At 71.3% G+C, this 24,196-nt stretch carries 22 protein-coding genes; 13 read left to right on the top strand and 9 right to left on the bottom strand.

What is annotated here, in order from left to right; all coding sequences use genetic code 11:
• Nucleotides 1-2 precede the first annotated feature (2 nt).
• Complete coding sequence (locus GFD30_RS05600) at nt 3-488, bottom strand: hypothetical protein (RefSeq protein ID WP_153024213.1); 486 nt, start codon at nt 486-488, stop codon at nt 3-5.
• Between the two features lie 107 nt (nt 489-595).
• On the opposite strand from GFD30_RS05600, the gene GFD30_RS05595 reads away from it, so the two are divergent.
• The gene (locus GFD30_RS05595; RefSeq protein ID WP_153024212.1) at nt 596-1,465 is read left to right on the top strand and encodes a TrmH family RNA methyltransferase; all 870 of its coding nucleotides are present in this window, start codon (nt 596-598) and stop codon (nt 1,463-1,465) included.
• Nucleotides 1,466-1,478: 13 nt separating this feature from the next.
• Here GFD30_RS05595 and GFD30_RS05590 read toward each other — a convergent pair whose 3' ends face one another.
• Nucleotides 1,479-2,375: an arylamine N-acetyltransferase family protein gene (locus tag GFD30_RS05590; RefSeq protein WP_153024211.1), complete on the bottom strand. Its 897-nt coding sequence runs from the start codon at nt 2,373-2,375 to the stop codon at nt 1,479-1,481.
• A 169-nt stretch (nt 2,376-2,544) separates the two neighbouring features.
• Here GFD30_RS05590 and GFD30_RS05585 point away from each other — a divergent pair, with 169 nt between their 5' ends.
• Both GFD30_RS05585 and mfd read left to right on the top strand, forming a co-directional pair.
• Nucleotides 2,545-3,375 carry a metal-dependent hydrolase gene (locus GFD30_RS05585; RefSeq protein WP_227995858.1) on the top strand — a complete coding sequence of 277 codons (831 nt, stop codon included), beginning with the start codon at nt 2,545-2,547 and terminating at the stop codon, nt 3,373-3,375.
• 204 nt (nt 3,376-3,579) lie between these two features.
• Complete coding sequence (mfd, locus tag GFD30_RS05580; RefSeq protein ID WP_153024210.1) at nt 3,580-7,188, top strand: transcription-repair coupling factor; 3,609 nt, start codon at nt 3,580-3,582, stop codon at nt 7,186-7,188.
• 1,993 nt (nt 7,189-9,181) lie between these two features.
• On the opposite strand, the gene GFD30_RS05575 is transcribed toward mfd, so the two are convergent.
• On the bottom strand, nt 9,182-9,904 hold the full coding sequence (locus GFD30_RS05575; RefSeq protein ID WP_153024209.1) for an SDR family oxidoreductase: 723 nt from the start codon (nt 9,902-9,904) through the stop codon (nt 9,182-9,184).
• Between the two features lie 300 nt (nt 9,905-10,204).
• On the opposite strand from GFD30_RS05575, the gene GFD30_RS05570 reads away from it, so the two are divergent.
• The 5 genes from GFD30_RS05570 to GFD30_RS05550 all read left to right on the top strand — a co-directional run bounded on the left by GFD30_RS05570 (nt 10,205) and on the right by GFD30_RS05550 (nt 14,700).
• Entirely contained in the window at nt 10,205-11,362 is a 1,158-nt protein-coding gene (locus GFD30_RS05570) for an epoxide hydrolase family protein (RefSeq protein WP_153024208.1), read from the top strand.
• A 4-nt stretch (nt 11,363-11,366) separates the two neighbouring features.
• Entirely contained in the window at nt 11,367-11,789 is a 423-nt protein-coding gene (locus tag GFD30_RS05565; RefSeq protein WP_153024207.1) for a hypothetical protein, read from the top strand.
• Between the two features lie 60 nt (nt 11,790-11,849).
• On the top strand, nt 11,850-12,440 hold the full coding sequence (locus GFD30_RS05560; protein WP_153024206.1) for a hypothetical protein: 591 nt from the start codon (nt 11,850-11,852) through the stop codon (nt 12,438-12,440).
• An 84-nt stretch (nt 12,441-12,524) separates the two neighbouring features.
• Nucleotides 12,525-13,706, top strand: coding sequence for an NAD(P)/FAD-dependent oxidoreductase (locus GFD30_RS05555; RefSeq protein ID WP_153024205.1), 1,182 nt, complete (start codon nt 12,525-12,527; stop codon nt 13,704-13,706).
• Between the two features lie 64 nt (nt 13,707-13,770).
• Entirely contained in the window at nt 13,771-14,700 is a 930-nt protein-coding gene (locus tag GFD30_RS05550) for a sigma-70 family RNA polymerase sigma factor (RefSeq protein ID WP_153024204.1), read from the top strand.
• Between the two features lie 94 nt (nt 14,701-14,794).
• On the opposite strand, the gene GFD30_RS05545 is transcribed toward GFD30_RS05550, so the two are convergent.
• The gene (locus GFD30_RS05545; protein WP_153024203.1) at nt 14,795-15,043 is read right to left on the bottom strand and encodes a DUF397 domain-containing protein; all 249 of its coding nucleotides are present in this window, start codon (nt 15,041-15,043) and stop codon (nt 14,795-14,797) included.
• On the bottom strand, nt 15,040-15,846 hold the full coding sequence (locus GFD30_RS05540; protein WP_153024202.1) for a helix-turn-helix domain-containing protein: 807 nt from the start codon (nt 15,844-15,846) through the stop codon (nt 15,040-15,042). The genes GFD30_RS05545 and GFD30_RS05540 overlap by 4 nt, the downstream gene beginning before the upstream one ends.
• 205 nt (nt 15,847-16,051) lie before the next feature.
• On the opposite strand from GFD30_RS05540, the gene GFD30_RS05535 reads away from it, so the two are divergent.
• Entirely contained in the window at nt 16,052-16,372 is a 321-nt protein-coding gene (locus GFD30_RS05535; protein WP_153024201.1) for a hypothetical protein, read from the top strand.
• Complete coding sequence (locus GFD30_RS05530) at nt 16,365-16,655, top strand: hypothetical protein (protein WP_153024200.1); 291 nt, start codon at nt 16,365-16,367, stop codon at nt 16,653-16,655. Before GFD30_RS05535 ends, GFD30_RS05530 begins: the two co-directional genes overlap by 8 nt.
• Nucleotides 16,656-16,824: 169 nt before the next feature.
• On the opposite strand, the gene GFD30_RS05525 is transcribed toward GFD30_RS05530, so the two are convergent.
• The 4 genes from GFD30_RS05525 to GFD30_RS05510 all read right to left on the bottom strand — a co-directional run bounded on the left by GFD30_RS05525 (nt 16,825) and on the right by GFD30_RS05510 (nt 21,647).
• Nucleotides 16,825-17,706, bottom strand: a complete 882-nt coding sequence (locus GFD30_RS05525; protein ID WP_153024199.1) for a hypothetical protein — start codon at nt 17,704-17,706, stop codon at nt 16,825-16,827.
• Nucleotides 17,706-19,685, bottom strand: coding sequence for a hypothetical protein (locus GFD30_RS05520; RefSeq protein ID WP_153024198.1), 1,980 nt, complete (start codon nt 19,683-19,685; stop codon nt 17,706-17,708). The genes GFD30_RS05525 and GFD30_RS05520 overlap by 1 nt, the downstream gene beginning before the upstream one ends.
• Before the next feature lie 161 nt (nt 19,686-19,846).
• Nucleotides 19,847-20,863 carry a hypothetical protein gene (locus GFD30_RS05515; RefSeq protein WP_153024197.1) on the bottom strand — a complete coding sequence of 339 codons (1,017 nt, stop codon included), beginning with the start codon at nt 20,861-20,863 and terminating at the stop codon, nt 19,847-19,849.
• A gap of 79 nt (nt 20,864-20,942) precedes the next feature.
• The gene (locus GFD30_RS05510; protein ID WP_153024196.1) at nt 20,943-21,647 is read right to left on the bottom strand and encodes a Crp/Fnr family transcriptional regulator; all 705 of its coding nucleotides are present in this window, start codon (nt 21,645-21,647) and stop codon (nt 20,943-20,945) included.
• A 237-nt stretch (nt 21,648-21,884) separates the two neighbouring features.
• On the opposite strand from GFD30_RS05510, the gene GFD30_RS05505 reads away from it, so the two are divergent.
• From GFD30_RS05505 to ectA, 3 genes are all read left to right on the top strand, one after another.
• On the top strand, nt 21,885-22,454 hold the full coding sequence (locus GFD30_RS05505) for a hypothetical protein (RefSeq protein WP_153024195.1): 570 nt from the start codon (nt 21,885-21,887) through the stop codon (nt 22,452-22,454).
• Complete coding sequence (locus GFD30_RS05500) at nt 22,451-23,401, top strand: MazG family protein (protein ID WP_153024194.1); 951 nt, start codon at nt 22,451-22,453, stop codon at nt 23,399-23,401. The genes GFD30_RS05505 and GFD30_RS05500 overlap by 4 nt, the downstream gene beginning before the upstream one ends.
• A 74-nt stretch (nt 23,402-23,475) precedes the next feature.
• Nucleotides 23,476-24,180, top strand: a complete 705-nt coding sequence (ectA, locus tag GFD30_RS05495; protein ID WP_153024193.1) for a diaminobutyrate acetyltransferase — start codon at nt 23,476-23,478, stop codon at nt 24,178-24,180.
• The last annotated feature ends 16 nt before the right edge of the window (nt 24,181-24,196 follow it).

The raw sequence follows: 24,196 nt of genomic DNA, 5'->3' as shown, positions 1-24,196 counted from the left end.
ACTCAGTCCTCGTGTTCGCGTCTCGCGCCGTCGGGCCAGATCCGCGTGACCGGGACGCCGCGCCGCTCGGCTTCGGCGACGGCGTCGGCGGTGCCGCCGCGGCGCTTCGCGGGCCTGCCGTCCCACACCGCCAGGAGCTTGTCGATCGAGGCGAGCATCCGCTCGTTCGCGGCCGCGTACGCTTCGGGGTCGCTCAGTTCGAACGGCATGACGTCGACGGTCGCCGCCCGCGCGATGAGGGCGTCGAAGTGCTCGTGGTGGCTCTGCCACACCTTCGTCTCGCGGTAGTCCGCGGCGGGCAGGACGACCTCGAGGCGCCCGCCCGCTTCGAGGACCTCCTCGGCGAAGATCCAGTCCGCGCCGTACGCCATGCAGCTCACCCCGATGAGATCGGGCCCTTCCTGCGGGAGGGCCCGCTCGATGGCTTCGCGCACCAGGTCCGTGCAGTCCTCCGCCAGGTCCATGTGCCCGGTGATCCCGACTCGCATGGTCTCCCTCCGTTCCGGCCGCGCGATCGTCGCGCGGCGCCGCACCGTTCATCATGCTAGGTTCGGCGCGTCCCTCGGCGGCGGTTCACAGCAGAAGCACGGAGACCATGGCGAGAAGCTTGCGAGTCAGCGTCCGGAATGCGAAGTTCCAGCAGTGGGAGACCTTGCTGCGCAACCGGACCAAGCGGCACCGGTCCGGGTCGTTCCTGGTCCAGGGGGTCCGGCCGATCACGATGGCCGTCGAGCACGGCTGGACCGTGCAGGAGCTGCTGTACGACGCCGACCGCCCGCGCCTGTCGGACTGGGCCCGCGGCCTGCTCGACGCCCCGCACACCGAGCGGGCGGCCGTCGCCGCGCACCTCATGGCCGAGCTGGGCGACAAGGACGGCGAGGCGCCCGAACTGCTCGCCCAGGTCGCCATCCCGACGCGGCGGCTCTCGCAGCTCGAGTCGCGCCCCGGCTGGCTCGGGCTCGTCATCGACCGGCCCTCGAGCCCGGGGAACGTCGGCTCGCTCATCCGCTCCGCCGACGCGTTCGGCGCCGACGCGGTGGTCGTCACCGGCCGCAACGCCGCCGACCCGTACGACCCCAAAGCGGTCCGCGCCTCCACCGGGAGCCTGTTCGCGGTCCCGGTGATCAGCGCGGCGTCCGCGCACGAGGTCGTCGAATGGGCCGACCGGCAGCCGCACCGCCCGTCCATCGTGGGCACCGACGAGCACGGCGAGCGGGCGCTGTCCGAGCACGACCTGCGCGGCGCGACCCTGCTCGTGATCGGGAACGAGACCGAGGGCATGTCGAAGGCGTGGACCGAGCTCACCGACGCCACGGCCCGGATCCCCATGTCGCCCAAGGCCGCTTCGTCGCTGAACGCCGCGAACGCCGGCACGGTCGCGCTCTACGAGGCCGCCCGCCAGCGGGCCCTGGAGCCCGAGGGGCCGTCCGGTGAGCGGTCGTCTCCCGGCCCGTTCGCGCCATGATGCACAGGCGGTCCTAGAGGGCGCTCGCCTTCGACTCCTCGGCGAGCCTGCGCTCGTGCTGCTCCTCGGCCTTGGCCCACAGGGCCGCGATGTCGGCGTCCGGGAGGGTGAGGTTGAACCGGCCTCTGAGGAGCGACGCGAAGTCGTCGGCGTCCTCGACGACGCGGACCGACTTGAAGTCCGGCAGGGCCGGGTCGTAGACGGTGAGGGTGCGGGCGCGCAGGACCCACATGTCGTGCTCGCGCGGGTTCTGGACCGTCAGGGTCTTCACGAACGGCGACTCGGGTGAAGTGGACAGTTCGCGGCAGCGGTCGGCGAACTCCTCGGGCCGCCGGGCGGGGAGCCGGAAGTCGAACGTCAGGTTCGAGACGCGCGGGTCGATCGAGCAGCGCCACTCGTCGCCGCCGAGGCTCCACATGCCGAAGTTGAACGCGCCGACCCGATAGCTGCCGTTGCGGACCGGCAGCGGGTCGCGGAAGCCGGTGCCGATCCCGGAGTCCGCCAGGTACTCCGCGCCGTCGGTCCCGGGCTTGCCGCCGCGTTCCCCGGTGCCGGGCTTGCCGAACCGGACCACCAGCGGCATGTGGTTCCACCAGTTGCCGTCGCCCTCGGTCTCGCGGGCGACCCCGCCGAGGACGCGGCGCACGTCGAAGCCCATGGCCTCCAGCGCGAACGCCATGACGCCGTTGTGCTCGTAGCAGTACCCGCCGCGCCCGCCCGCGACCAGCTTGGCGTGCAGCGACTCCGCGTCGAGGCGGATCGGCCGTCCGAGCTGGATGTCGAGGTTCTCGTAGGGCATCGCGGCGACGTGGGCGCGGTGGACCCGCCTGAGCGCGTGCAGCGTCGGGCGCCGCGGAGCGGAGATGCCCACGCGCTCGAAGTACGCGGCGAGCATGGCGGAGTCGAACACTCCTCGACCATAGCGCGAACGGCACCGGCGCGTACCGGTCGCGATCGGACCGGTCGCGAAACCCGTTGCGGCGTCCTGATACTCCTGGGACACCGGGTTCGCGGCCGGTGTGGGATAGTGTCGCCATCCTCCCGACTGCTCTCACATTGCCCTTGAAGGAGTCCCCGTAATGGTCATGGGTCCGACCCACGCCATGTCCGGCGCCGCCCTGTGGTTGGCGGGCTCGGCCGTCGCCTCCGCCGCGTTCGGCATCGACCAGACCGCGAGCGAGCTCGCCGTCGGCACCATCGCCTGCGCCGGCGCCGCCCTGTACCCCGACATCGACTGCGCCGGACGCGTGACCGAGAACAAGGGCGGGTCCACTGTGGCCCGCTCGTTCGGGGTCGTGTCCCTGCTCTTCGCCGAGATCGTCGAACGCCTCTGCTACTGGTTCTACCTGCTGACGAAATCCAAGAAGGACAAGAAGCGGAACAACGGCCACCGCCTGTTCACGCACACGATCGTCCACGCGGGACTCGTGGGCGCCGGCACCGGGTTCCTCGCCGCCTGGGGCGGCAAGTTCGCCGTGATCGCGATCCTGTTCGTGCTCACCGGCCTCGCGGTGCGCGGCCTGATGAACTCGGTGGTGGAGAAGTACGGGTGGGTCGTGACCACCGGCATCTCGCTGGCCGTCGCCTACGGCATGTACCACCTGCTGGACGAGAACCGCTCGTACTGGCTGCTCGGCGTCGCCATGGGGGTCGGCTGCTTCATCCACATCCTCGGGGACGTGATCACGAAGATGGGCTGCCCCATGTTCTTCCCGATCCCGATCCAGAAGCGCCGCTGGCGCGAGATCGGCCTGCCCGACAGCATCGCCCTGCGCGCCGGAGGCAAGGCCGAGTACAAGATCCTGCTGCCCGCGCTCACCGTCATGGTCGTCCTCGGCATGTTCTTCTTCCTTCCCGAGGTGCAGGGCCTCCTGTTCGACCAGGGCGGCGGACAGGGCGCCACGGAATAGCACGCAGAGCGGGCGGTCCGCGGCGCGAGCCGCGCGGCCGCTGCCGCCGCCTCGTCCTCGGCGAAGCCCGCGAGCCGGGAAACGGCATCGGGCTCGCGAGGTAGACTCGACCGGTCGCCGGAACAGCCCCCCGTCAGGGCTGTCTCCGGCCATCAGTCGTGCCCTGCAAGGGCAGCATCCAGACACTGCGCAGGGAGCCCGCGAATGTCCGAAGGCAAGCCGCAGCCCAGACTCGAGCGCCTGCTCGAGGCCGCCGCGTCCGCACCCAAGCTCGCCCGCCTCGCGGAGCTGGCCTCCGGTTCCGACCGGCCGGTCGACGTCGTCGCCGTCCCCGGCGCGCGGCCGCTGGCGCTCGCGCAGGCCGCCCGGCACGCCGCCGGGCCCGTCCTCGCGATCACCGCGACCTCCCGCGAAGCCGAGGAGCTCGCCGAGTCCCTCGCCTCGTTCATCGCCGAGGACGACATCGCGTACTACCCGGCGTGGGAGACGCTGCCGCACGAGCGGCTCTCGCCGCGCTCCGACACCGTCGGCGCCCGGCTGGACCTGCTCCACCGCATCCACGCCGGCGACATACCGCGCGTCATCGTCACCCCCGTCCGCGGCGCGCTCCAACCCCAGCTCAAAGGGCTCGGCTCGCTCGAACCGGTGCACCTGCGCCGCGGCGACGAGACCGACCTGACCGAGCTCGCCGCGCACCTGGTCGACCTCGCGTACGAACGCGTCGACCTGGTCGAGAAGCGCGGCGAGTTCGCCGTGCGCGGCGGCATCCTCGACGTGTTCCCGCCGACCGCCCAGCACCCGCTGCGCCTGGAGTTCTTCGGCGACGAGGTCGATTCGATCCGCGAGTTCTCCGTCGCCGACCAGCGGTCCCTCGACGCGGTCGAGGAGATGCGCGCCGTCGCCTGCCGCGAACTGCTCCTCACCGACGACGTCCGCGAGCAGGCCGCCGCCCTCGGCGAAGCGTTCCCCGGGCTCGCCGAGATGTGCGCCAAACTCGCCCAGGGCATCCCGGTCGAAGGCATGGAGTCGCTCCTGCCGGCCCTCGCCGGCCCCGACCGGCTCGAACTGTTCCAGGAGGTCCTGCCCCGGGACGCCCTCATCGTCGCGATCGAGCCCGAACGCATCCGCTCCCGCGCCCTCGACCTCGTCGCGACCTCGAACGAGTTCCTCGAAGCGTCCTGGGCCGCCGCCGCGGCCGGCGGCGAAGCGCCCGTCGACCTCGGCGCGGGGACGTTCCGCGACCTCGCCGACGCCCGCACCGCCGCGCTCGCGAAAGGGCAGCGCTGGTGGACGGTCTCGCCGTTCGCCGCCGCCCCCGAGGACGCCGTCCAGGACGCGGCCGCCGCGGAGCTGGCCGCGATCACCGGCGAGCCGCTGACGTACGGCGGCGTCGAGGACGACGCGGTCACCGTCGACCTCGGCATCGCCGAAACGCCGCGGTACCACGGGAACACCGCCCAGCTCGTCGAGGACATGCGCGCCTGGGTCCGCGAAGGCCGCGCCGTCGCGGTCGTCTACCCGGCGCTCGGCGGCGCCGAGCGGGCCGCCGAGCAGCTCCGCGCCGAAGGGATCGGCGCGCACCTGGAGGCCTCGCCCGCGGCGTTCCGGCCCGGCGAAGTTGTCGCGTGCGTCGGCACGCTCGCGCTCGGCTTCGCGGACAAGGGGATCGTGGCGGTCACCGCCGCCGACATCGCCGGCGGCAAGGCCCTCGCGGCCCAGCGGCCCCGCAAAGGCAAGGCCGCCAAGCGCAGAGGCGCGGTCAACCCGCTCGAGCTCTCCCCGGGGGACTTCGTCGTCCACGACGCGCACGGGGTCGGCAAGTACGTCGAGATGGTCCGCCGCGCGATCGGCGGCGCCGAACGCGAGTACCTCGTCATCGAGTACGCCGCGTCGAAGCGCGGCCAGCCCGGCGACCGGCTCTTCGTCCCGACCGACTCCCTCGACCAGCTCACCCGCTACGTCGGCGGCGAGCAGCCGACCGTCCACAAGCTCGGCGGCACCGACTGGCAGAAGACGAAGCGCCGCGCCCGCAAGGCGGTCCGCGAGATCGCGGCCGAGCTGATCCAGCTCTACGCGGCCCGGCAGGCCGCCGAAGGGCACGCGTTCAGCCCCGACACGCCGTGGCAGCGCGAACTCGAGGACGCGTTCCCGTACGTCGAGACCCCCGACCAGCTCTCGGCGATCATCGACACGAAGGCGGACATGGAGGCCCGGGTCCCGATGGACCGCCTCGTCATGGGCGACGTCGGCTACGGCAAGACCGAGGTCGCGGTCCGGGCCGCGTTCAAGGCCGTCCAGGACGGCAAGCAGGTCGCGGTCCTCGTGCCCACGACGCTCCTGGCCAGCCAGCATTACGGCACGTTCGTCGAGCGCATGGGCCAGTTCCCGGTGAAGATCAAGCAGCTCTCGCGGTTCCAGTCCGCGCGCGAGGCCGCCGAGATCCAGCGCGGCATCGCCGCGGGCGAGATCGACATCCTCGTCGGCACCCACCGGCTCCTCCAGGCCGAGACCCGGTTCAAGGACCTCGGGCTCATCATCGTCGACGAGGAGCAGCGGTTCGGCGTGGAGCACAAGGAGAAGCTGAAGGCGCTGCGCACCGCCGTCGACGTGCTCACCATGTCGGCGACGCCGATCCCGCGGACCCTCGAGATGGCCGTGACGGGCATCCGCGAGATGTCGACGATCGCGACCCCGCCCGAGGAGCGCCACCCGGTGCTCACGTACGTGGGCGCGTGGGAGGCGAGGCAGGTCGTCGCCGCGATCCGCCGCGAACTGCTCCGCGACGGCCAGGTGTTCTACCTGCACAACCGGGTCGAGTCGATCGACCGGGCCGCGACGCGGCTGCGCGAGCTCGTGCCCGAGGCCCGGATCGCGGTGGCGCACGGCAAGATGGGCGAGGGCCAGCTCGAGAAGATCATGCAGAGCTTCTGGGAGGGCGAGTCCGACGTGCTCGTCTCGACCACGATCATCGAGTCCGGCATCGACATCCCGAACGCCAACACGCTCATCGTCGAGCGCGCCGACCTGCTCGGCCTCTCGCAGCTCCACCAGATCCGCGGCCGCGTCGGCCGCAGCCGCGACCGGGCCTACGCCTACTTCCTGTACCCGCCGGAGCAGCCGCTGTCGGAGACCGCGCACGAGCGGCTCGCGACCATCGCGCAGCACTCCGAGCTCGGCGCGGGCATGTACGTCGCCATGAAGGACCTGGAGATCCGCGGTGCGGGGAACCTGCTCGGCGCCGAGCAGTCCGGGCACATCGCCGACGTCGGCTTCGACCTGTACCTGCGGATGGTCGGCGAGGCCGTGACCGCGTTCAAGGGCGGCGGCGACGAGCCGCCGGCGCCGGTCAAGGTCGAGCTGCCGCTGGACGCGAACATCCCGTTCGACTACATCGAGGTCGAGCGGCTGCGCCTGGAGATGTACCGCAAGATCTCCGAGGTCCACGACGAGGCCGAGCTCGACGAGGTCCGCGAGGAGATGGAGGACCGGTACGGGCCCGCGCCCGAGCCGGTCCTGACCCTGTTCCACCTGGCGCGCTTCCGACTCCTCGCCCGCGCGCACGGCCTGACCGACATCACCTTGCAGGGCAAGAACCTTCGGTTCTCCACTGTGGAACTCCCGGATTCGCGGCAGCTCCGCCTGGGCCGCCACTACCCGGACGCGCACTACAAGGCCCCGGCCGGCCTCATCAGCGTCCCGCGGCCCACGACGTCCCGCGTCGGCGGCAAGCCCCTCGAGGGCCTGGCGCTGCTCCAGTGGTGCGCGGACCTGATCTCCGACATCGTCCCGGCGGCCGAACCCGCGAAGGCATAGGGCGGGACCGGTCTGCTCGAATCGGGGTTCGGAGTTCGGGCGATCAGCGACGGCGAAGCTAGCGACCGGGTCGGGCGGCATCGACGTGGCCGGGCCCGGCCGGTTCAATGTTCGAGCGATCAGCGACGGCGAGGCCGGGGCCGAATAGGGCGGTGTTCTCGTGGCCGGGCCTGTTCGGGTCGTGGTCGGGCGATCAGGGACGGTGCCGGCGAGGGACCGAGTCGGGTGGTGTGGTCGTGGCCGGACCCGCTCGGGTTGCGGTTCCGGCGATGGGAGACGGCGAAGGCTAGCGGCCAGGCTGGGTGATATCACCGTGGCCGGGCACGTTCGGGTCGCTGTTCAAGCGATCGGCGACGGTGTAGCTAGCGATCGGGTCGGGTGGCATTACCGTGGCCGGGCCCGTCCGGTTCAGGGTTCGGGCGATCGGCGACGGTGCTAGTGAGGATCGGGCGGGCGCAGGTGACCGTCTTGCCTGCCCGCGGTGGTGATGGCCGGTCGGGGCCCTGACGCGTCGTGCGTGGGTCGGGTGAGTGTTGCGGTGGTGGCGGGTTCGCTTCGCTCGCGAGGGAGTGCGGTTGCGCGGCTCGGCGACCGGTCGGTGCGGCGTATCGTCCCGATCTCGATGCCATGTCGCCCCCGGGGCTCGGTCGGCGTCCGGTCGGCTCGACCGTGCCGGGAGCTACGCCTTCGCGGGTACGGCACCGACGCCCGCTGTCGGTCGGCGTGGCAGCGGCGGCAGTGGCAGTGGCAGGGCAGCGAATGATCGCTCGGTCTCGCATCGTTCCTCCTTTCCTTCGCGTTCCTCGTCGTGTGCTCCAGGCCCGGTTCGCCTCGGCCCCACGCGGGGGCGTGTCGCACCCCGGCTCCGGTTTCCCCTCCCAGGGCGTCATATCCCGGCTTCGGTTCCCCTCCAGAGCGCCTTGCGACCCGGCCCTGTCCGTTCCCGGGGCGCGTCGCACCTCGGACTTCGGTTCCCCCCTTGGGTGCCTTGCGACCCGGCCCCGTCTGTTCCCGGGGCGCGTCGCACCCCTGACTTCGGTTCCCCTCCAGGCGTCTCGCGCTTCGGCCCTGCCCGCTCCCGTGGTGGTGTGGTGTCCCCCGGATGTGGTGGGCCCTTGCTCGTGTCCAGCCGGGCGCGCGGCCGGTCAGACCCGGTGGTCCAGGTCCTGGTGGCCGAATGCCGTCATCCCGTGACCGGGGCCGGGTGGTTCCGGCTGCCGGGTCTCGAGCGAGCGGTCGCAGGACCGTTCGACCCGGCTGTCGCCGTGCGGGTGGTTGTGTGCGGCGGGTTGCCGTCCGCGGACCCCGCCCGGCCTGCCCGGCCTGGCGTGTCCGCTGTGCCGTGCTTCCTGGCTGGTTGTGCCTCGTTCCGAGCACTCGCACCCCGGCCGAGGTGATCCCGTCCGGAGGTCTCCCTCCCCCTTTCGGCACTACCGGTCGGCAGGCGGGGGGAAGAACCCGATAGCACTGAGGACTCTGCGCCCCCGAGGCTGGACACCCCTGCCGCCCATCGCGGCAGGGGATGCCCGGAACTGGTGAGGAGAACGATCCCGGCCAGAGGCTTGTCTCAGTCTGCGTACACCTGCCGCCACCTGAACCAATTCCGTATCCCTGTGCGTATCTCAATCCTCCCTCGCAGGAGCGGTGGCGTCATCACCCCACGGGTTGGAGAACGCTCACGTTCCGCCCCTGAAGTCGTTGCGCCCCAAGTGGTCTCGCCCGATCGCCGACCCGCGCCCGAGACGCCCCGGAGTTGACCACAGGCGACCGCGTGGCCGCGGTCGCCGCCGCGCACGCACGGCCGCGGTGCTGGAGACTGCGAGCCCGGAGGACCGCAGACGCATCACGACCGCCCCGCCCGACTCGCCGTCGCCGCCTCAGACCGCAAGACCCGCGGCCCCGAGCCCCGCAACCGGCATGAGGCCGAACTCGACCACCGCTTCGGGGCGAGCGAACGGCGGGACGACGACGGTTCGAGAACAGACGTCGAACCCTAGACCTGCTCGAAGTAGAACGACTTGATGAAGCAGTCGCGGGGCTGCCCGATCGCGAAGCGGACGCAGTCCACGAGCGACCGGGCGCGCAGCGCGTCGCCGTTCCGGGTGGGCTCGTCCCATTCGGGCCCGAGCGGATCGGGGGTCTCGAAGTCCGGCGGGTACAGCGAGATCACGCGGACCCCTTGGGGCCGTAGCCGCTTCGAGAGGACCTCGGTGAACCCGGCCTGCGCGGACTTCGCCGCGTAGAACGCCTCGTGCGCGGCCGACCGGTGGTTCCCGTACTCCCCGCAGCCGGACACCATCGTCACGATGTCGGGCCGGTCGCTGCGCAGCAGCAGCGGCAGGACCGCTTTCGTCACGAGCACCGTCCCGGCGGCGCCCGCCGCGATCGTCTCGGCCACCTGCTCATCGGTCGCCTCGGTGAACCCGCCCGCGTCCAAGTACGGCGCGCCGTTGTTGACCAGCACGTCCACCGCGTCAGCGGTCTCGGCGAGCCCCTCGGCGAACTCCCGCACCGACTCGGCGTCCGCGAGGTCGCACTCGAACGCGTGCGCCCGCCCGCCGACCTGCCGGACCTCCTGCGCCGTGTCCTCCGCGGCCTGGAAGCGCCGCGCCGACACGAACACCTCCGCACCCTCCCGCCCGAACGCGAGCGCCAGCGCCCGCCCGAACCCGCGCCCGGCGCCCGTGACGACCACCCGATACCCCGCGAACTCCATCCCGACCTCCCGATCCGTAGAACCCTCAGTGTCCTCGCCCCCACGGACGCGTCAAGTCCTCGGACCGTCCCAGGCCCCTCCGGCGGTGCATCCGCCCGGCGAAACGGCGGACCTCGGTCGCGGGGACGGCCCCGAGTCCGTCCTCTGGCGCCCCGGGATGAGCCGCGGACCTCCTTCGCCCGACCGTTCCCGGGCTCCTCGCCCAGCCGCACCGGTCGAACCCGGTGGACGGACCCCGTCCGCTCTGATTGCATGGGGCGGAGGCCGCGCCGGCGGCCGCAGGACCCGGGAGGAACGACCATGGAACCGATCGCCGACTTCCGCATCGACGTCCCGCAGTCCGCGCTCGACGACCTGCACGACCGGCTGCGGCTCACGCGCTGGCCGGCGGGGAGCCCGGAGCCGGGCTGGGCGCGCGGCGTCCCGGTCCTGTACCTGCGGCGCCTGGCCGACCACTGGCTGCACCGCTATGATTGGCGCGTCCACGAGCGGGCGCTCAACTCGTTCCCGCAGGGCCTCACCGAGATCGAAGGCCAGCGGATCCACTTCCTGCACGTCCGCTCGCCCGAACCCGGCGCGCTGCCGCTCGTCCTGACGCACGGCTGGCCCGGGTCGGTCGTGGAGTTCATGAAGATCATCGGGCCCCTCACCGACCCGGCCGCGCACGGCGGCGACGCCGCCGACGCGTTCCACGTCGTCGCGCCGTCCCTGCCGGGATTCGGATTCTCCACGCCCCTGTCGGCGCCCGACTTCGACCACGCGCGCATCGCCGGCCTCTGGCTCGCCCTCATGGACCGGCTCGGCTACGACCGGTTCGGCGCTCACGGCGGCGACACCGGCTCCAAGGTCTCCCCGGCCCTCGGCCGCCTCGCCCCGGACCGGGTCGCCGGCGTCCACATCAACGGCGGCCTCGAACTCCCGCCGCCCGACGACCCTGCGCTCGCCTCCCTGACGGCCGAGGAGCGCGAACGCCTCCAGGCCGTCCGCGACCTCGTGCGCGACGGCACCGGGTACTCGGCCCTGCAGTCCACGAAGCCGCAGACGATCGCCTACGCCCTCAACGACTCGCCCGTCGGGCAGCTCGCGTGGATCGCCGACAAGTTCCACGACTGGACCGACCCGGCCGCGCGCCTCCCCGAGCACGCCGTCGACCTCGACCAGCTCCTCACGAACGTCACCCTCTACTGGCTCACCGGGACCGGCGCGACCTCGGCCCACCAGTACCGGGCCGTCCGCGACGAGCCAGCGCCCGCGTACTCGGACGTCCCCACGGGCGTCGCGGTCTTCCCGACCGACCCGGCGATCCGCGGACTCCTGGAGCGGACCCAGCGGATCGTCCACTGGTCCGAGTTCGACCGCGGCGGCCACTTCGCCGCCATGGAGGCCCCGGACCTCCTCGTCCAGGACCTCCGCGACTTCTTCCGGCCTTTGCGCGGCGCCGCGCATGGGGGACAATGAGCGCATGGGGGCACCGACCGAGCCGCGGCCGCTGACCGTGCGGCTGCTCATGGCCCTGCTCGTCCTCAGCTGGATCGACTTCATGGCGGTCCTGATCCCCGAGTACTTCGCGTGCGGCCCGCACGACGTCGACTGCGAGCGCATGGGCTACACCAGCCCGGTGTTCCTCACCGTCCTCGTCGTCGGCGCCTCGCTGCTGCTGCTGTACGCGCTCGGGATCTGGCACCGCCGGGCCTGGGCGTGGTTCCTCGCCACGGTCACCACCGGGATCCCCGCGATGGTGCTCCTCGCGGAGTTCGACTCCTGGCTCGCCGCACCGGTCCTCGGGAAGCTCGCGGGCGTCCTCGACCTCACCTGCCTCGGACTGCTCGTCTCGCCACCGGTGTGGCGGTGGGTGCAGGTGCGGCCCACCGGATCCGGAGAATGAGGGGACCCGCCGGCGGCTCCGCGGACGTACCCTGGAAGGACCCAGTTCCTTGGAGCGCCCGTGAACAGCCCCGACTCTCCCGGACCCGCACCGCTCTACGACAAGCCGCACTCCGTCGACCTCGCGCAGGTCATGATGGTGTTCCAGTACTTCATGCTGGTCAGCGTCAGCCTCGGTCTCGGCCCGCGCCTGCTCGGCTGGGTCGAATCGCAGTCCGACGGCATCCCGGGGCTCTCCGAACTCGAGGACGCCCTCCCGGTCGGCACCACCTTCCCGATCGCGATCGTGCTGCCCCTCATCGCGGTCCTCACGGTCCCTTACGCCGCCATCGTGTTCCAGCTCGGGCGCGGGCGCCGCTGGGCCCGGGCCTTCGCCGTCCTGTTCGCGATCGGGAACACCGCGATCGGCATCGCCGGCGTCTCGCGGACCTACGGCGACGTCACCGCCCTCGTCATCTCGCCGGTGTGGATCGTCATGGGGCTGTGTGTCATCGGCGGCCTCGCTTCGCCGACCGGCCGCCGCTGGTTCGCGCAGGGCGGCTGGGCGCCCTGGTACATCCGGTACGAGATGGACCAGGCGGACCGGCGCCGGTACATCGGCCGCGGCGGCCGCCGCCGCATCCCGGCCGGCGACGAGGACAGCGCCGACTGAGACGCACCGCATACCTCCTCACTGTCATGGATCCGGCCGCCGCCCCGTTCAAGGGGCGACACACCGCCAGACAGGAGTGAGACCATGCAGCACCGCATCGCCGTCCTCGGCGCCGGGTTCGCGGGGGCCTGGGCCGCCGGCTTCCTCGCCCGCCACCTCCGCCCCGAGGACGTGGACATCACCGTGGTGAACGCCGAACCGGACTTCGTCGAGCGCCTCCGCCTCCACCAGGTCGCCGCCGGCCAGCGCCTGCGCTACCGGGGCCTCGCCGAGATGTTCGCCGGCACCGGCGTCCACCTGCGCGTCGACCGGGTCGCCGCGGTCGACGCCGACCGCCGCCGCGTCACCCTCGACGACGGAGGCGAACTCGCGTACGACACGCTGCTGTACGCGCTCGGCAGCACCGCCGCCGACCACGGCGTCCCCGGCGTGCGCGAGCACGCCCACCACGTCGCCGCCCGGCCCGCCGCGCTGCGCCTCCGGGCCCGCCTGGACGACCTGGGCCCCGGCGGGACCGTGCTCGTCGTCGGCGGCAACCTCACCGCGATCGAGGCCGCCACCGAGATCGCCGAGTCGCACCCGCGGCTGCGCGTCGCCATCGCGACCGCCGGCGAACTCGGCGGCTGGTTCGCCGAGAAGCCGCGCCGCCACCTCCTGCGCGCGTTCGAGCGCCTCGGGATCGCGATCCACGAGCACACCGAGATCGCCGAGGTCACCGCGGACGGCGCCGTCGCCGCCGACGGCCGGGCCCTCGCGGCCGACGCGACCGTGTGGGCCGCGGGCTTCGCCGTCCACCCCATCGCGGCCGCCAGCGGCCTCGACGTCACCGACACCGGCCGGATCCTCGTCGACCGCCAGATGCGCTCGGTCTCCCACCCCGGCGTCTACGCCGCCGGCGACAGCGTCTTCACGATCGCCGAGAACGGGAAGCCGCTCCCGATGTCGTGCGCCTCCGCCGGCTTCACCGCCATGCAGGCGACCGCCGCGATCGTCGGCGACCTCACCGGCTGCGACGTCGGACGCACCGCGCTCGCCTACTACGGCAACCACATGAGCCTCGGACGCAAGGACGCCATATTCCAGCCCGTCGACCGCCGCGGCGAAGCCACGAGCTGGTCCATCCGCGGCCGCACCGCCGCGTTCCTCAAGGAGACCGTGCTCAGGACCGCCGTGTTCGGCATGGGCCACCCGACGTTCGGGATGCCGTCCCGCAGACGCGCCCTCACGGCCGAGCCGGCCGCCCGCCGCGAGGCGGCCGTCGCGTGAGTCCCGGCCCGTGAGTCCCGGCCCGGACCGGCCGGACCCGCACGAGAGGACCTAGAGTCGCGCCATGGACACCGCCACCTTGGAGCGCTTCGAGGCCAGCCGGAACCGGTTGGCCGCGCTGGCGTACCGCCTGCTCGGCTCGGCCGCCGACGCCGAGGACGTCGTACAGGACGCGTTCCTGCGCTGGCAGGCCGCCGACCGCGACCACATCGAAGTACCCGAGGCATGGCTCACCAAGGTGGTCACCAACCTCGCCCTCGACCGGCTCCGCTCGGCCAGGGCCCGGCGCGAGAAGGCCGTCGCCTGGCTGCCCGAGCCGCTGCTCGACGGGGACCCGATGCTCGGCCCGCTCGACACCGTCGAGCAGCGCGAGTCGGTCACCCTCGCCGTCCTGCTGCTGCTCGAGCGCTTGACGCCCGTCGAACGCGCCGTCTACGTGCTCCGTGAAGCCTTCTCTTACAGCCACAAGGAGATCGCGCAGATACTCGACATCTCCGAGTCGGCGAGCCAGCAGCACGCCCTCCGCGCCCGCCGCCACGTCGCCTCGGAAGGCCGCGCCGAAGTGGACCGCGCCGCCGCCCACCGCATTGTCAAGGCGTTCGTCGACGCCGCCTCCTCCGGCCGGACCGAAGCCCTCGTCGCCCTCCTCACCGACGACGCCACCGGCATCTCGGACGGCGCGGGCGCCATGGAGACCCTGCTGCAGTACACCGGGCCCGAGCGCATCGCCGCGGTCATGCGCGGCGGCTTCAAACCGACCGACGCCAAACGCCGCCGCGCCGGCGGCGACGTCGCCATGCACGTGGCGATCGTCAACAACACCCCGGCCTTGATCGCCACCGCAGACGGCCGCGTCTCCGGCGTCGTCGCCCTCGCCGTCCGCGACGGCAAGATCGCCCACGCCACCGCCATAGCCGCCCCCGCCCGCCTCCACCGACTCACCGCCCAGTGGCAGCACACCGACCACGGCGAACCCCTCATCGAACACTGGTGACCCGGGATCGCGGCGAACCCCTCATCGAACACGGTGACGCGGACAAACGCGAACGGCCCCGCCGATGGCGGGGCCGTGCTCGTTCATGTTCGGGCTACAGGTCGGCTTGCTGAAGCAGCGCGGTGAAATCCGCGGTCTTCAGGTCGAAGATCGGGGAGCCATCGCCAAGCTTGCTGTCCCGCACCTGGAAGCCGGTGCCCGCCGTGCGGGCTTCCACGCAGTCGCTGTTCGCGGTGCCCTGGCTCCGGGTCGACTTGCGCCACGGGGAGACCCGCACTTCGACGCAGTTGCTGTTCGCGGTGCCCTGGCTCCGGGTCGACTTGCGCCACCTATCCTGGCTCATCGCTGGAACTCCTTCAGTGACTTGGCTTGTCGGAGCCCTCCTTCGAAGACCTGGCTGTACTTGCCCACGGCGTCGCTGTTCTCATAGAAGCGGCGTTCATAGGGGCTCTCCAGATAGACGATGCTGGGCTCCTCGATGTTCCTGAAGGATAGTACGGAGAACGGCACATCCAACATGAGATATGGCCCGGCTGCGAGCGGAAGGTATCTGATCGTTACATGAGGGTGCTCGTCTAGCTCGAGCATTCTCGAAAGCTGCTCCTCATCGCATCCGCCGAGTAGCGACGCCTCTGAGAGGAGGAAGCGGAGTCGGATCGCGTCAAGCTTGCTTAGGAGTTCGTGCTGGCGCCCCAGTCGGTCTTCAATGAGAGCAGGGTGGCGCTCCGGAGCGACGTCGCCTCGCTTGAACAACCGCTGCATGGTTGCGACGGTTTGCAGAGGTCCCGGAATGTGCATGGTTTCGAACTTGTCGAGCCCGGCTGCCAACCGCTCGAACTCCAGGTAGGCATCCCATCCTGAGTTCTCGATCGCGTGGCTGGGCTGGGCCCAGATCTTCTCGTCGACGAACCTCCAGATGCGTTCGAGCTCGAACCGAACCTTCTGGGGAGCGCCGTAATACTCGGCGAGTCTGCCGATGATCGCGAAGGTGAGCCGCGTCGACTTGCCTTCCTCCAACCGCCGCAAGGTTCTTGTCGAACCGACGATCGCGGCCGCCTCCGGGTCCGTGACGTTGATGCCTGCGAGCTCCCGCTGCGCTTCCAGTTCGCGACCGACCTGCCTGCGGAGTTCCGAAACTGTCGACATCCACTCAGTATCGCAATGGCGACGCTTTGTGCAACCCTCCAAAACGTATGGCAGTTCGGTGGACCATACTGCCACATCCTTACGGCGCACGCGGACTGCCGCGAGCCATCGCCAACCGTCCTACCAGGTGTTTCGACTTGAGCGGCCGAATCGCTCCGCCTACTGTCGACTCCACAGCGCAGTGCCGATGGGAGGAGCACCAGCAATGCGACAAGGAGAGAACGCGTCTCGAAGCGCACCCGATCCACTCGAACGGGGCCGTTTCAGCGACGGGCGACGCCGATTCGCCGTCCGCGCGTCGAGTGAGAACGCGCCCGACTCGTTCCAGGTCTATGCCGATGGGAACCCGGCCGACATCGTCGTGGTGATCGCCGGGCTGACCTCGTGGGACCTGCACGCCACGTGGGGCGAGGGCTGGCGGTCGGCCAGCGCGGAGTGGAAGGAGTGGTGTCAGGACCAGGCGTTCCTGGCGTTCTACAACGGCCGCCCTCCGGTCCCGGGACGGACCAGGGTGTGCAATGGCTGAACCGCTTCTCGCCGATCGAGAACCCGATCCCGAGAACGACGGCTGGCTGGGCGACTTCAACCGGGGGCCGGCCGTCTTCTCGGTCTACCGCGAGGCCGCCCACCCGCTCGGTCCGCCCGAGTACCGCATCGAATGCAACGACGGCGCCGGCCCGCGGGTGATCTGCCGCTTCGTCGACGAACCCGACCCGGTCATCGAATGGTTCGGCGCCTGGAGCGGTGACGACTGGTGCGACTGGATCCTGGCCGAGGCGCGCAAGCGCATCAAAGACCCGACCCGATAGAGGAGCGCTCCGCCGCGGGGGACCCCCAGGCCCGAACCGCCGAGCGCTCCGCGGGGGCCGACCGATGTGGTGGAACCGGTCGGCCCCCGCCCCTAGACGGGCCCGAATCAAGCGCGGCGGCACGAATCAGTCCTCTTCGGACTGTTCGGCGCCGCCGCGCCCGTTCCGGTCAGATCGCGCTCATGGGCTCGCCCTCCGGGTCGTCGCTGCGCGGCGTGTCCCGGTCGGTCACGAGTTCCCTCGCCCGTGCGGCCATCGCGGGACGTCCGAAATGCTCGTAGGCGCGGGCGAGGCTGTCGAACAGCAGGCGCTGTTCCGCCGCTTCCGAGTCGTTCAAGAAGTCGTCGAGGTCCTCGGCCTGAGGGGCGAACACTCTGAAGAGGGGCGCCTCGAGGTCGTCCTGACCGCGCCGGTTGAGCGCGCGGTCGATCTCGAACATCAGCTCGGTCACTCGGGGCATCCGCTCGAGAGTCTGGTGGTCGTAGGTCTGCTTCGAGAGCCAGTAGAGGGCGGCGGTCCGCGGTTCGCTCTGGAGCCGGTCGAGCCGCTCGATCCGCTTCGTCTCCGCGGCGAAGAGCCGCTCCTCCTGATCGACCTTCAGCCAGGTCAGCTCCACCTCCTCGACCATCTGGAGCTGCCGCGGATCGACCTGGACCGTGCTGCACGCGGCGCTCAGCGAGAGGGAGTTGTCGGCGCTTTCGAGCGGATGGGCAAGCGCCCGCCGCAGCGCCGCCTCGAATTGGAGGGTCTGCGTGAGCGGATACTGCGCGGCGAGCGGACCGGCGATCCGCAGGATCTCGGCCTTGGCGTTGTCCTCGTGGTTCTGGCCGGTCTGCCGCCTGACGGTGTAGTTGATCGCGACCGGGACGGTGAACTTGAACAGCGGCTGCGAACTCGGCAGTTCGAGCCGGGTGTCGACCCGTCGCGGCGCGGCGAAGACGACCGGCTGCGGGGGAGAGTAGACGGCTTCGGGCTCGGCGGGCTGCTTCCGCACGAGGTACACGACGCCGGCGACGCCTGCCGTGATGAGCAGGATGACGAAGATGGCCATTACAGTTCGACCTTTGCTTGTGAGACGTGTTCGTGGAGGTAGGCGCGGAGCTCGTACACTTCGGGATCCGCCGATCGAGAGCCGTGGACGAGTTCGTCCGCGACGGCGTTGAGCAGTGCGAGCGCCCAGAAGTTCTCGCGGGCGACTTCGACCAGCAGGTCGGCGAGTGCGAACCGCCGCCCGGCGTCGGCTCCATCGGCGAGGACGAGCCAGGCGCCGACGGCGCGCCGAGCGGTCCCCTGCCCCGCCGACGCGAAGACCGCCCGCCAGAGCGCGCGGACCTGACCGAGCGGGTCGCGGACGAGCCAGTCGGTTCGCAGGCGGTCGCGCACGGTCTCGTCGCTGAGGAGCTTGACGACGAGCTCGGGCACGGAGACGGCCCCTTGCAGCGGACGGGCTCGCCCGGCCCATTCGCCGAGCCGGTCGATCAGCGTCGGCGGCGGGACGTACCGCGCGGCCGACACCAGCCCGTCGAGCGCGGCGATCTGCACGTCCGCGGCGTTCGAGCCGAGCAGGTGCCCGAGCCGAGTGAGGGCGTTCCGGGGGAACCGGGACGCGTACTCGGCGTCGCCGCAGACTTCGGCCACCACGCGCTGCACGAGCGGATTGCCGCCCGACCTGCCGACGGACCAGGACCACAGCCGGTGCCTGACCTGCTGGCCGATGGTCGGATCGATGGCCCCGGCGACCAGGAGTTCGGCGGCGAGGCGGCGTCGCCCGGCCGAGCCTCCGCCCGGCCCGGCCGCGATGCGCGCAGCCCGGTCGACGACGATGTCGGCCGCGCCCGTCGCCGCCGCGAAGGACAGCAGTCTCGGCATCAGGTTCGCGAGCGTGTCGTCCTTGAATCGCCCCGGTTCCAGCAGCCGGTCGAGCCAGGCCCGGATCGGGTCGCGCCAGTTCGGGAACTGGTTCCATGCGAACGGCAGGACGGCGTCCGCGATGTTCGGGTGGTTGAAGGTCGCGGTCGCCGCGGTGAGGATCGTCTCCAGGTCGCCGAACCGCTCCTCGAGGCTCCGCTGCTCCATCACCGAGCGCTTGTCCTTCTCGCCGGCGATCTGCGCGAGGTCCTGCGCCGCGAAGGAGATCGAGTCCCTGGCGGCGCCTTGCAGCGCGCCGCTGGCCAGGAGCAGCGCACGCGCGTCCCCGGCCGCGGCGGGGCCGTGGACCAGTTCGCGGAGTTCGGCCGACCAGGAGTTCGCCTGCGACTCGACCGCTTCGATGAGCGCGTCGAGGGTCGTGGTCGTCGGAGCGCCGTCGAGGAACTCGGCGATCTCGGCGGCGCGGGGCGGCCAGAGGTCCCGGACGAGGTCGAGGAACCGCTCGTCGCCCTTCAGCTCGTCGAGGCGCCCGCTGCCGCTCATGCGCTTGGCGACGACCTCGATCGGGTCGGGCCTCCCGAGCAGGTGCGCCGCCGCCCTGAAGGACCGCTCCGCCCCTTGCAGGCCGTCGATGCCGACGGCGACGACCATGTAGGCGTCCTTCTCGTGGAGCTCCGACTGCACCTTGCCGAACGCGTCCTCGGTCAGTCCCCTGACGAAGGAGGGCGTGTGCGAGACGTCGAGCAGGAGCGCGCTGGGGGCGCTCAGACGAGCGAGGTCGCCGGTGAGTTCGCTGTAGTCGTCCGCGAAGAGCCGCTCCGATGCGAGATGGGCGTTGCGGGCCGCGAACTCGTGCCACCGGTGCCTGGCGGCGGTCGACAGTCCGGTGCGCGGTCCGCCGGCCAGGACCAGGACCCTTGAGTGCTCCAACGTCGCGAGCTGCGCTTCCAGACCGGGCGGCGGGACCACCGCCCGCATCTCCCGGTCGAGGGCCTCCCGGTCGGCGGTGTACCTGATGCGCCGGTGCAGCGCCTCGATGCTGAGGTTGTACGTGTTGTTGATCTGGTCGTTCCCGACGGCGTTGACGGTGCCGCCGTGCTCGGCCGTGACCGCGCCCAGGAATTCGTTGCGGGTCGAGGACGGAACCTCTTCTCTGGGCACTTCCCTCGGATCGGGCGCGGTCGCAGGTTCCGGCGGATCAGGCGCCGACACCGGCTCGGACGACTCGGAACGCGGCGGCATCTGATCGGCCTCCGCTCGCGCTCCGTCCAGGGGAGGCTCCTGCGACGGGTCCCCGCCGGCGGGCACCAGGCTGGGATCGCTCATCGGCGGCTGCTCCGCCCGCGCGGTCCCTGGTCGCCGTTGTGCTGGTCGCCGCCGACGGCGTTGACGGTGCCGCCGCCGTCGGCGCGCACCTCGCCGTGGAACACGTTGCCGACGCGGTCCGCGCTGACGTCCGCGCGCTTCGACCGGTCGACCCGGACGTCGCTGCCCGAGCCCGCACCGATCGCGTCGGCGCCGAACCCGCTGAAGCGGTACTCCTCGGTGCGCAGGTCGTGTCCGGCGGCGCCGACGCCGGCGACCCGCCCGCCGGAGGTCGGGCGGAGTTCCATGAGTCCCTTGGCGACGACCGACTCGAGCGGTTCGAACGAGGTGTCCTCCGAGACCGCCGAGGCGGGGAGGTTCGCGAGTCCGAACCGGAGGAGGTCGCCTGACGGCGAGGGCACGTGCAAGTACGCCTCGGCGTGGTACTGCTTGTCCGCCATGTCGATCGGGACCCGCACGAACTCGCCGGCCCGGATCCGGGCAGGATCGGGCCCGATGGTGCCGGTGATGACGTGCGCGGTCACGGCGACGGCCAGGAACGTCGCCTTGTCGTCGGAGTTCTCGAGGAGCATCCGGGTGGGCTTGGCGTCGCAGATGCGGCAGGCGTCGATGACGACCTGACCGGGCGAGACGTCGACCCGGGTGTCCTCGATGCCGTCGACGGGTCCGGCGGCGACGCCGAGCCGCATGCGGATGACGGTCCCGCCGTCCAGGTACCGCGTCCGCAGCCGGTTCTGGAGCGCCGCGGGCACCCCGTCGAGGATGCTTCGCAGGTGCGCTTCATCGAAGCCGACGACCAGGCCGTCGCCGGTGTTCTGGCAGAACTCCCAGGCGTTCCAGACATCGAGCAGGCCGGCGTCCTGGAATGCGCCCTCGATGTCGTCGCGGAACTCCGAGGAGACGCGGGTCCGCTCGGAGTCGGTGAAGTCGCTGAAGCGGCGGATGTCGAAGGACAGCACCACCGAGTGGCGCCGTTCGGCGACACGTGGCCGGGGGATCGAAAGACCGTCCATGAGCTCCTCTTTCGTAAGTGGAGTTGAAGTCGATCTTCAGATCCTCGGCGATTCGCCGTGAATGGGATGTGATCCGGAATCACTTCCCCGGCGGTGACGTCGAGCACGTCGCGTCCTGCGGTGCTCGTCGCTTCAGCGCCTCGATGTCCAGCACGGTGATCGGGTCCGGCCGGGTCCGGATGAAGCCCTCCACCCGCCACTTCCGCAGCGCGCGATTGACCCATGGCCGCGTCACGCCCAGCGCGTCGCCGATCTGCCGCTGGCTCAGGTGGACCTGCGAGGCGGTGGGCCCCACCCCCGCGTACACCACCTCCAGCAGGAGCTGGGCCAAGCGCTGCTCCATCGACCGGTTCGCCGCCAGGTGGATCCGCTGCGGGTTCTGGCGCGTCTTCGCCATCATGTACCGCTGCAGCTCGTTCTCGAGGCGGGCCTCCTTGATGAACGACCCGAACGCGCCGAAGGACACCACCGTCACCTCGCACGCTTCCAAGGTCCAGACCGAGGCCGTGCGCCCTCCGGCGTCGCGCTGGGCGTACTCGCCGATGAGGTCTCCCGGGCCGCGGATCGCGATGAACGTCTCCGTCCCCTCGACCCCGGTGTAGACCACTCTGACTCGACCGGATTCCAAGGCGTACAGGCGCGACTCCCGATCACCTTGTCCGAGTAGGAGCGAGCTTCCGGGCAGCGTCTTGGGGCGCCCGCGAGCCGTCAGCGCCCGCCACCGATCCTCGCCGATGAGGGCCCTGAATGCGCGTGTCGGTGCACTTCGAGGGGGTGTGCTCACTCATCCTTTCTAGCGATCGTCCACCGGTCCGTGTGTCCGATCAACGACACTCGGACGGGTGAAACGCCCGCAGCGGCGGTTCAAGGCGGGCGGATTGTGGATGGTTCGGGCGTGAGGCTAAGGTCACAGAGGCGGCCGGGCGGAGGGCTCCGCCCTGCGGCTGTGACGGCTCTGCTTCGGAAGGGCCGCTCTGAGAAAGGCCATGTGTTGAAGGGCCGTGCTGTGAATGGAGATGCTGTGCGCACACTGAGACTGGCGGGCGTGGCCGCGGTCGGGCTTCTCGTGCTGGGGGCCTGCGGGAGCCAGCAGGGGGCCGCGCTGTTCGTCGGAGACGAGCGGGTGACCGAGTCGACGATCGACGGGTACGTCTCGACCATCGCCGACTTCCGCGAGGAGCAGGGCGAGGACCTGGCGATCCACGACTACTCGGCCGACCGCGAGCAGGTCGTCGTGTACGTGCTGTACTCCGAGCTGGGCCGCGCGGTCGGCCTCGAGCCCGCGGAGACCGGCGGCGCCGACGAGCTCGAGACCATCGCGCTCGAGGCCGAGCAGTACTTCCAGCAGCTCGTCGAGCGGTCCGAGCCCAGGTCGCTGACCGACGCCGAGATCGAAGCCGCCCAAGCGGCCGCCGAGACCGACGCGAACGTCGCCGGGTACTCCCAGGGCGACCTCGAGCTCCTCGCCGGGTTCACCGACGACCTCGCCGGCTACATCGAGGAGTACGACATCTCCGTCAACCCCCGCTACGGCGAATTCGACCTCAGCCCGCTCCCCTCGGTGTTCCCCGTCGAGGTCCCGCAGCGTTGAGCACCGTCACCTGGCTCCTGACCTCCCCGCGCATCCCCGCCGGCCTCCTCTCGGTCGAGGCGTGGGACGCGCTCCAAGAAGCCGAGGCGGTGGCAGCGTTCGACGAGACGGCCACCGTCGAGGCGATCCGCGGCGCCGGGATCGACGTCGCGATCGTCGACGACGCCGCCGAGTTCCTCGAGGAGGGCGGGGTCTGGATCGTCGGCGACGACGGCGACGAGGAGCTCCGCGAAGCCCTCGCCGAATACGTCGCCGGCGGCGAGATCGAACTCGAAGTCGTCTACGGCTCATGGGATCCGGCCGGCGCGCGTCTGCTGGACCTCGTCGAGGCCGTCGCGCGGCTCCACGCCGAGGACGGGTGCCCGTGGCATCGCGCCCAGACGCACCGGACCCTCGGCCCGTACCTGCTCGAGGAGTCCTACGAGGTCCTCGACGCCATCGCCGGGGGCGACCCGGACGAGCTGCGCGAAGAACTCGGCGACCTGCTGTTCCAGCCGCTGCTGCACGCCTCGCTCGCCGAGGACTTCGACATCGACGACGTCGCCGGGGACCTGGTGGAGAAGATCGTCCGCCGCCACCCGCACGTGTGGGGCGACGCCGACCCCGACGACCTGTACGAGCACTGGAACGAGGCGAAGGCCGCCGAGAAGCCGCACCGGGACCACCCGGCCGACGGCGTCTCGCGGCAGCTCCCGTCGCTCGCGCTGGCCGCCAAGGTGATCGAGCGCTTCAGTGACCAGGGCGAGCCGCTCGACCTGCCCGAGCTCCCCGACGGCGTCAAGCTCGCGCCCGAGGACGTCGGCGACTTCCTGCTCGCCGCCGTGAACGCCGCGAGGGCCGCCGGAGTCGACCCGGAACTGGCGCTGCGCCAAGCGATCACGGAGCGAGCGGGCCTCGAACGGCTTGACCCGCAAGGCCATGACGCGGAGAAGCCCAGCGACTTCTGAACCATTGCGGAAAACTTCACAATAACGTTCTGTTGGCCTTAACAATCGTGGCGAACTTTGTTACGGTCGTCCCCATGCCAACCGGTGACGCAAGCGCCGACGGCCCGGCAGGGGCCGGCGCCCAGGTCAGAGGATCGAGCGGCTCCCTCGCGGGGCCGCTCGATCCCGGCCTGCCGTTCGAACTGGGCTCACCGAGCCCTCGGGACGGCGGACCCATGGAACGGCTCGCCCGCGAATCGGGGGGCCTCGACGTCAACTCCAGGTACGCGTACCTGCTGTGGTGCCGCGACTTCGCGGACACCAGCGTCGTCGCTCGCGCGGGCGACCGCATGGCGGGCTTCATCACCGGTTACCGGCGCCCGGCCGCACCCGACACGCTCTTCGTGTGGCAGGTGGCCGTGGGCCCGGAGTTCCGCCGCCGCGGACTGGCATCGCGCATGCTCGGCCACCTGGCCGGGGCCGTGCGCACTCGAGGGGTCCGCTTCGTCGAAGCGACCGTGACCCCGGGCAATAAAGCGTCGCTGCAGCTGTTCGGGTCGTTCGCGGAAGCGAACGGCACCGGCATGGCGAGCGACGTGCTGTTCTCCGAGCACGAGCTCGGCTCCGACAACGGACCTGAAGTGCTGTACCGGATCGGGCCGCTCCCGGGCCCGGCCGTCGCGTCCGCCGGCCCGCTCCCCGAGCGGGCCGCGGCAGGCCCCCGTCCGTTCTCCGGGTCCTCCGAGCCGCGCCACCGCCCGTTCGAGCAGGGCGACGCGCGCGGCCCGGCGCCGGACTGAGCCCCGCCCTACCCGG

The organism is Glycomyces albidus (assembly GCF_009451885.1).
GTDB lineage: Bacteria > Actinomycetota > Actinomycetes > Mycobacteriales > Micromonosporaceae > Glycomyces > Glycomyces albidus.
Note: the sequence above shows the minus strand (reverse complement) of the source record. Positions and strands in the feature narration are given on the sequence as shown.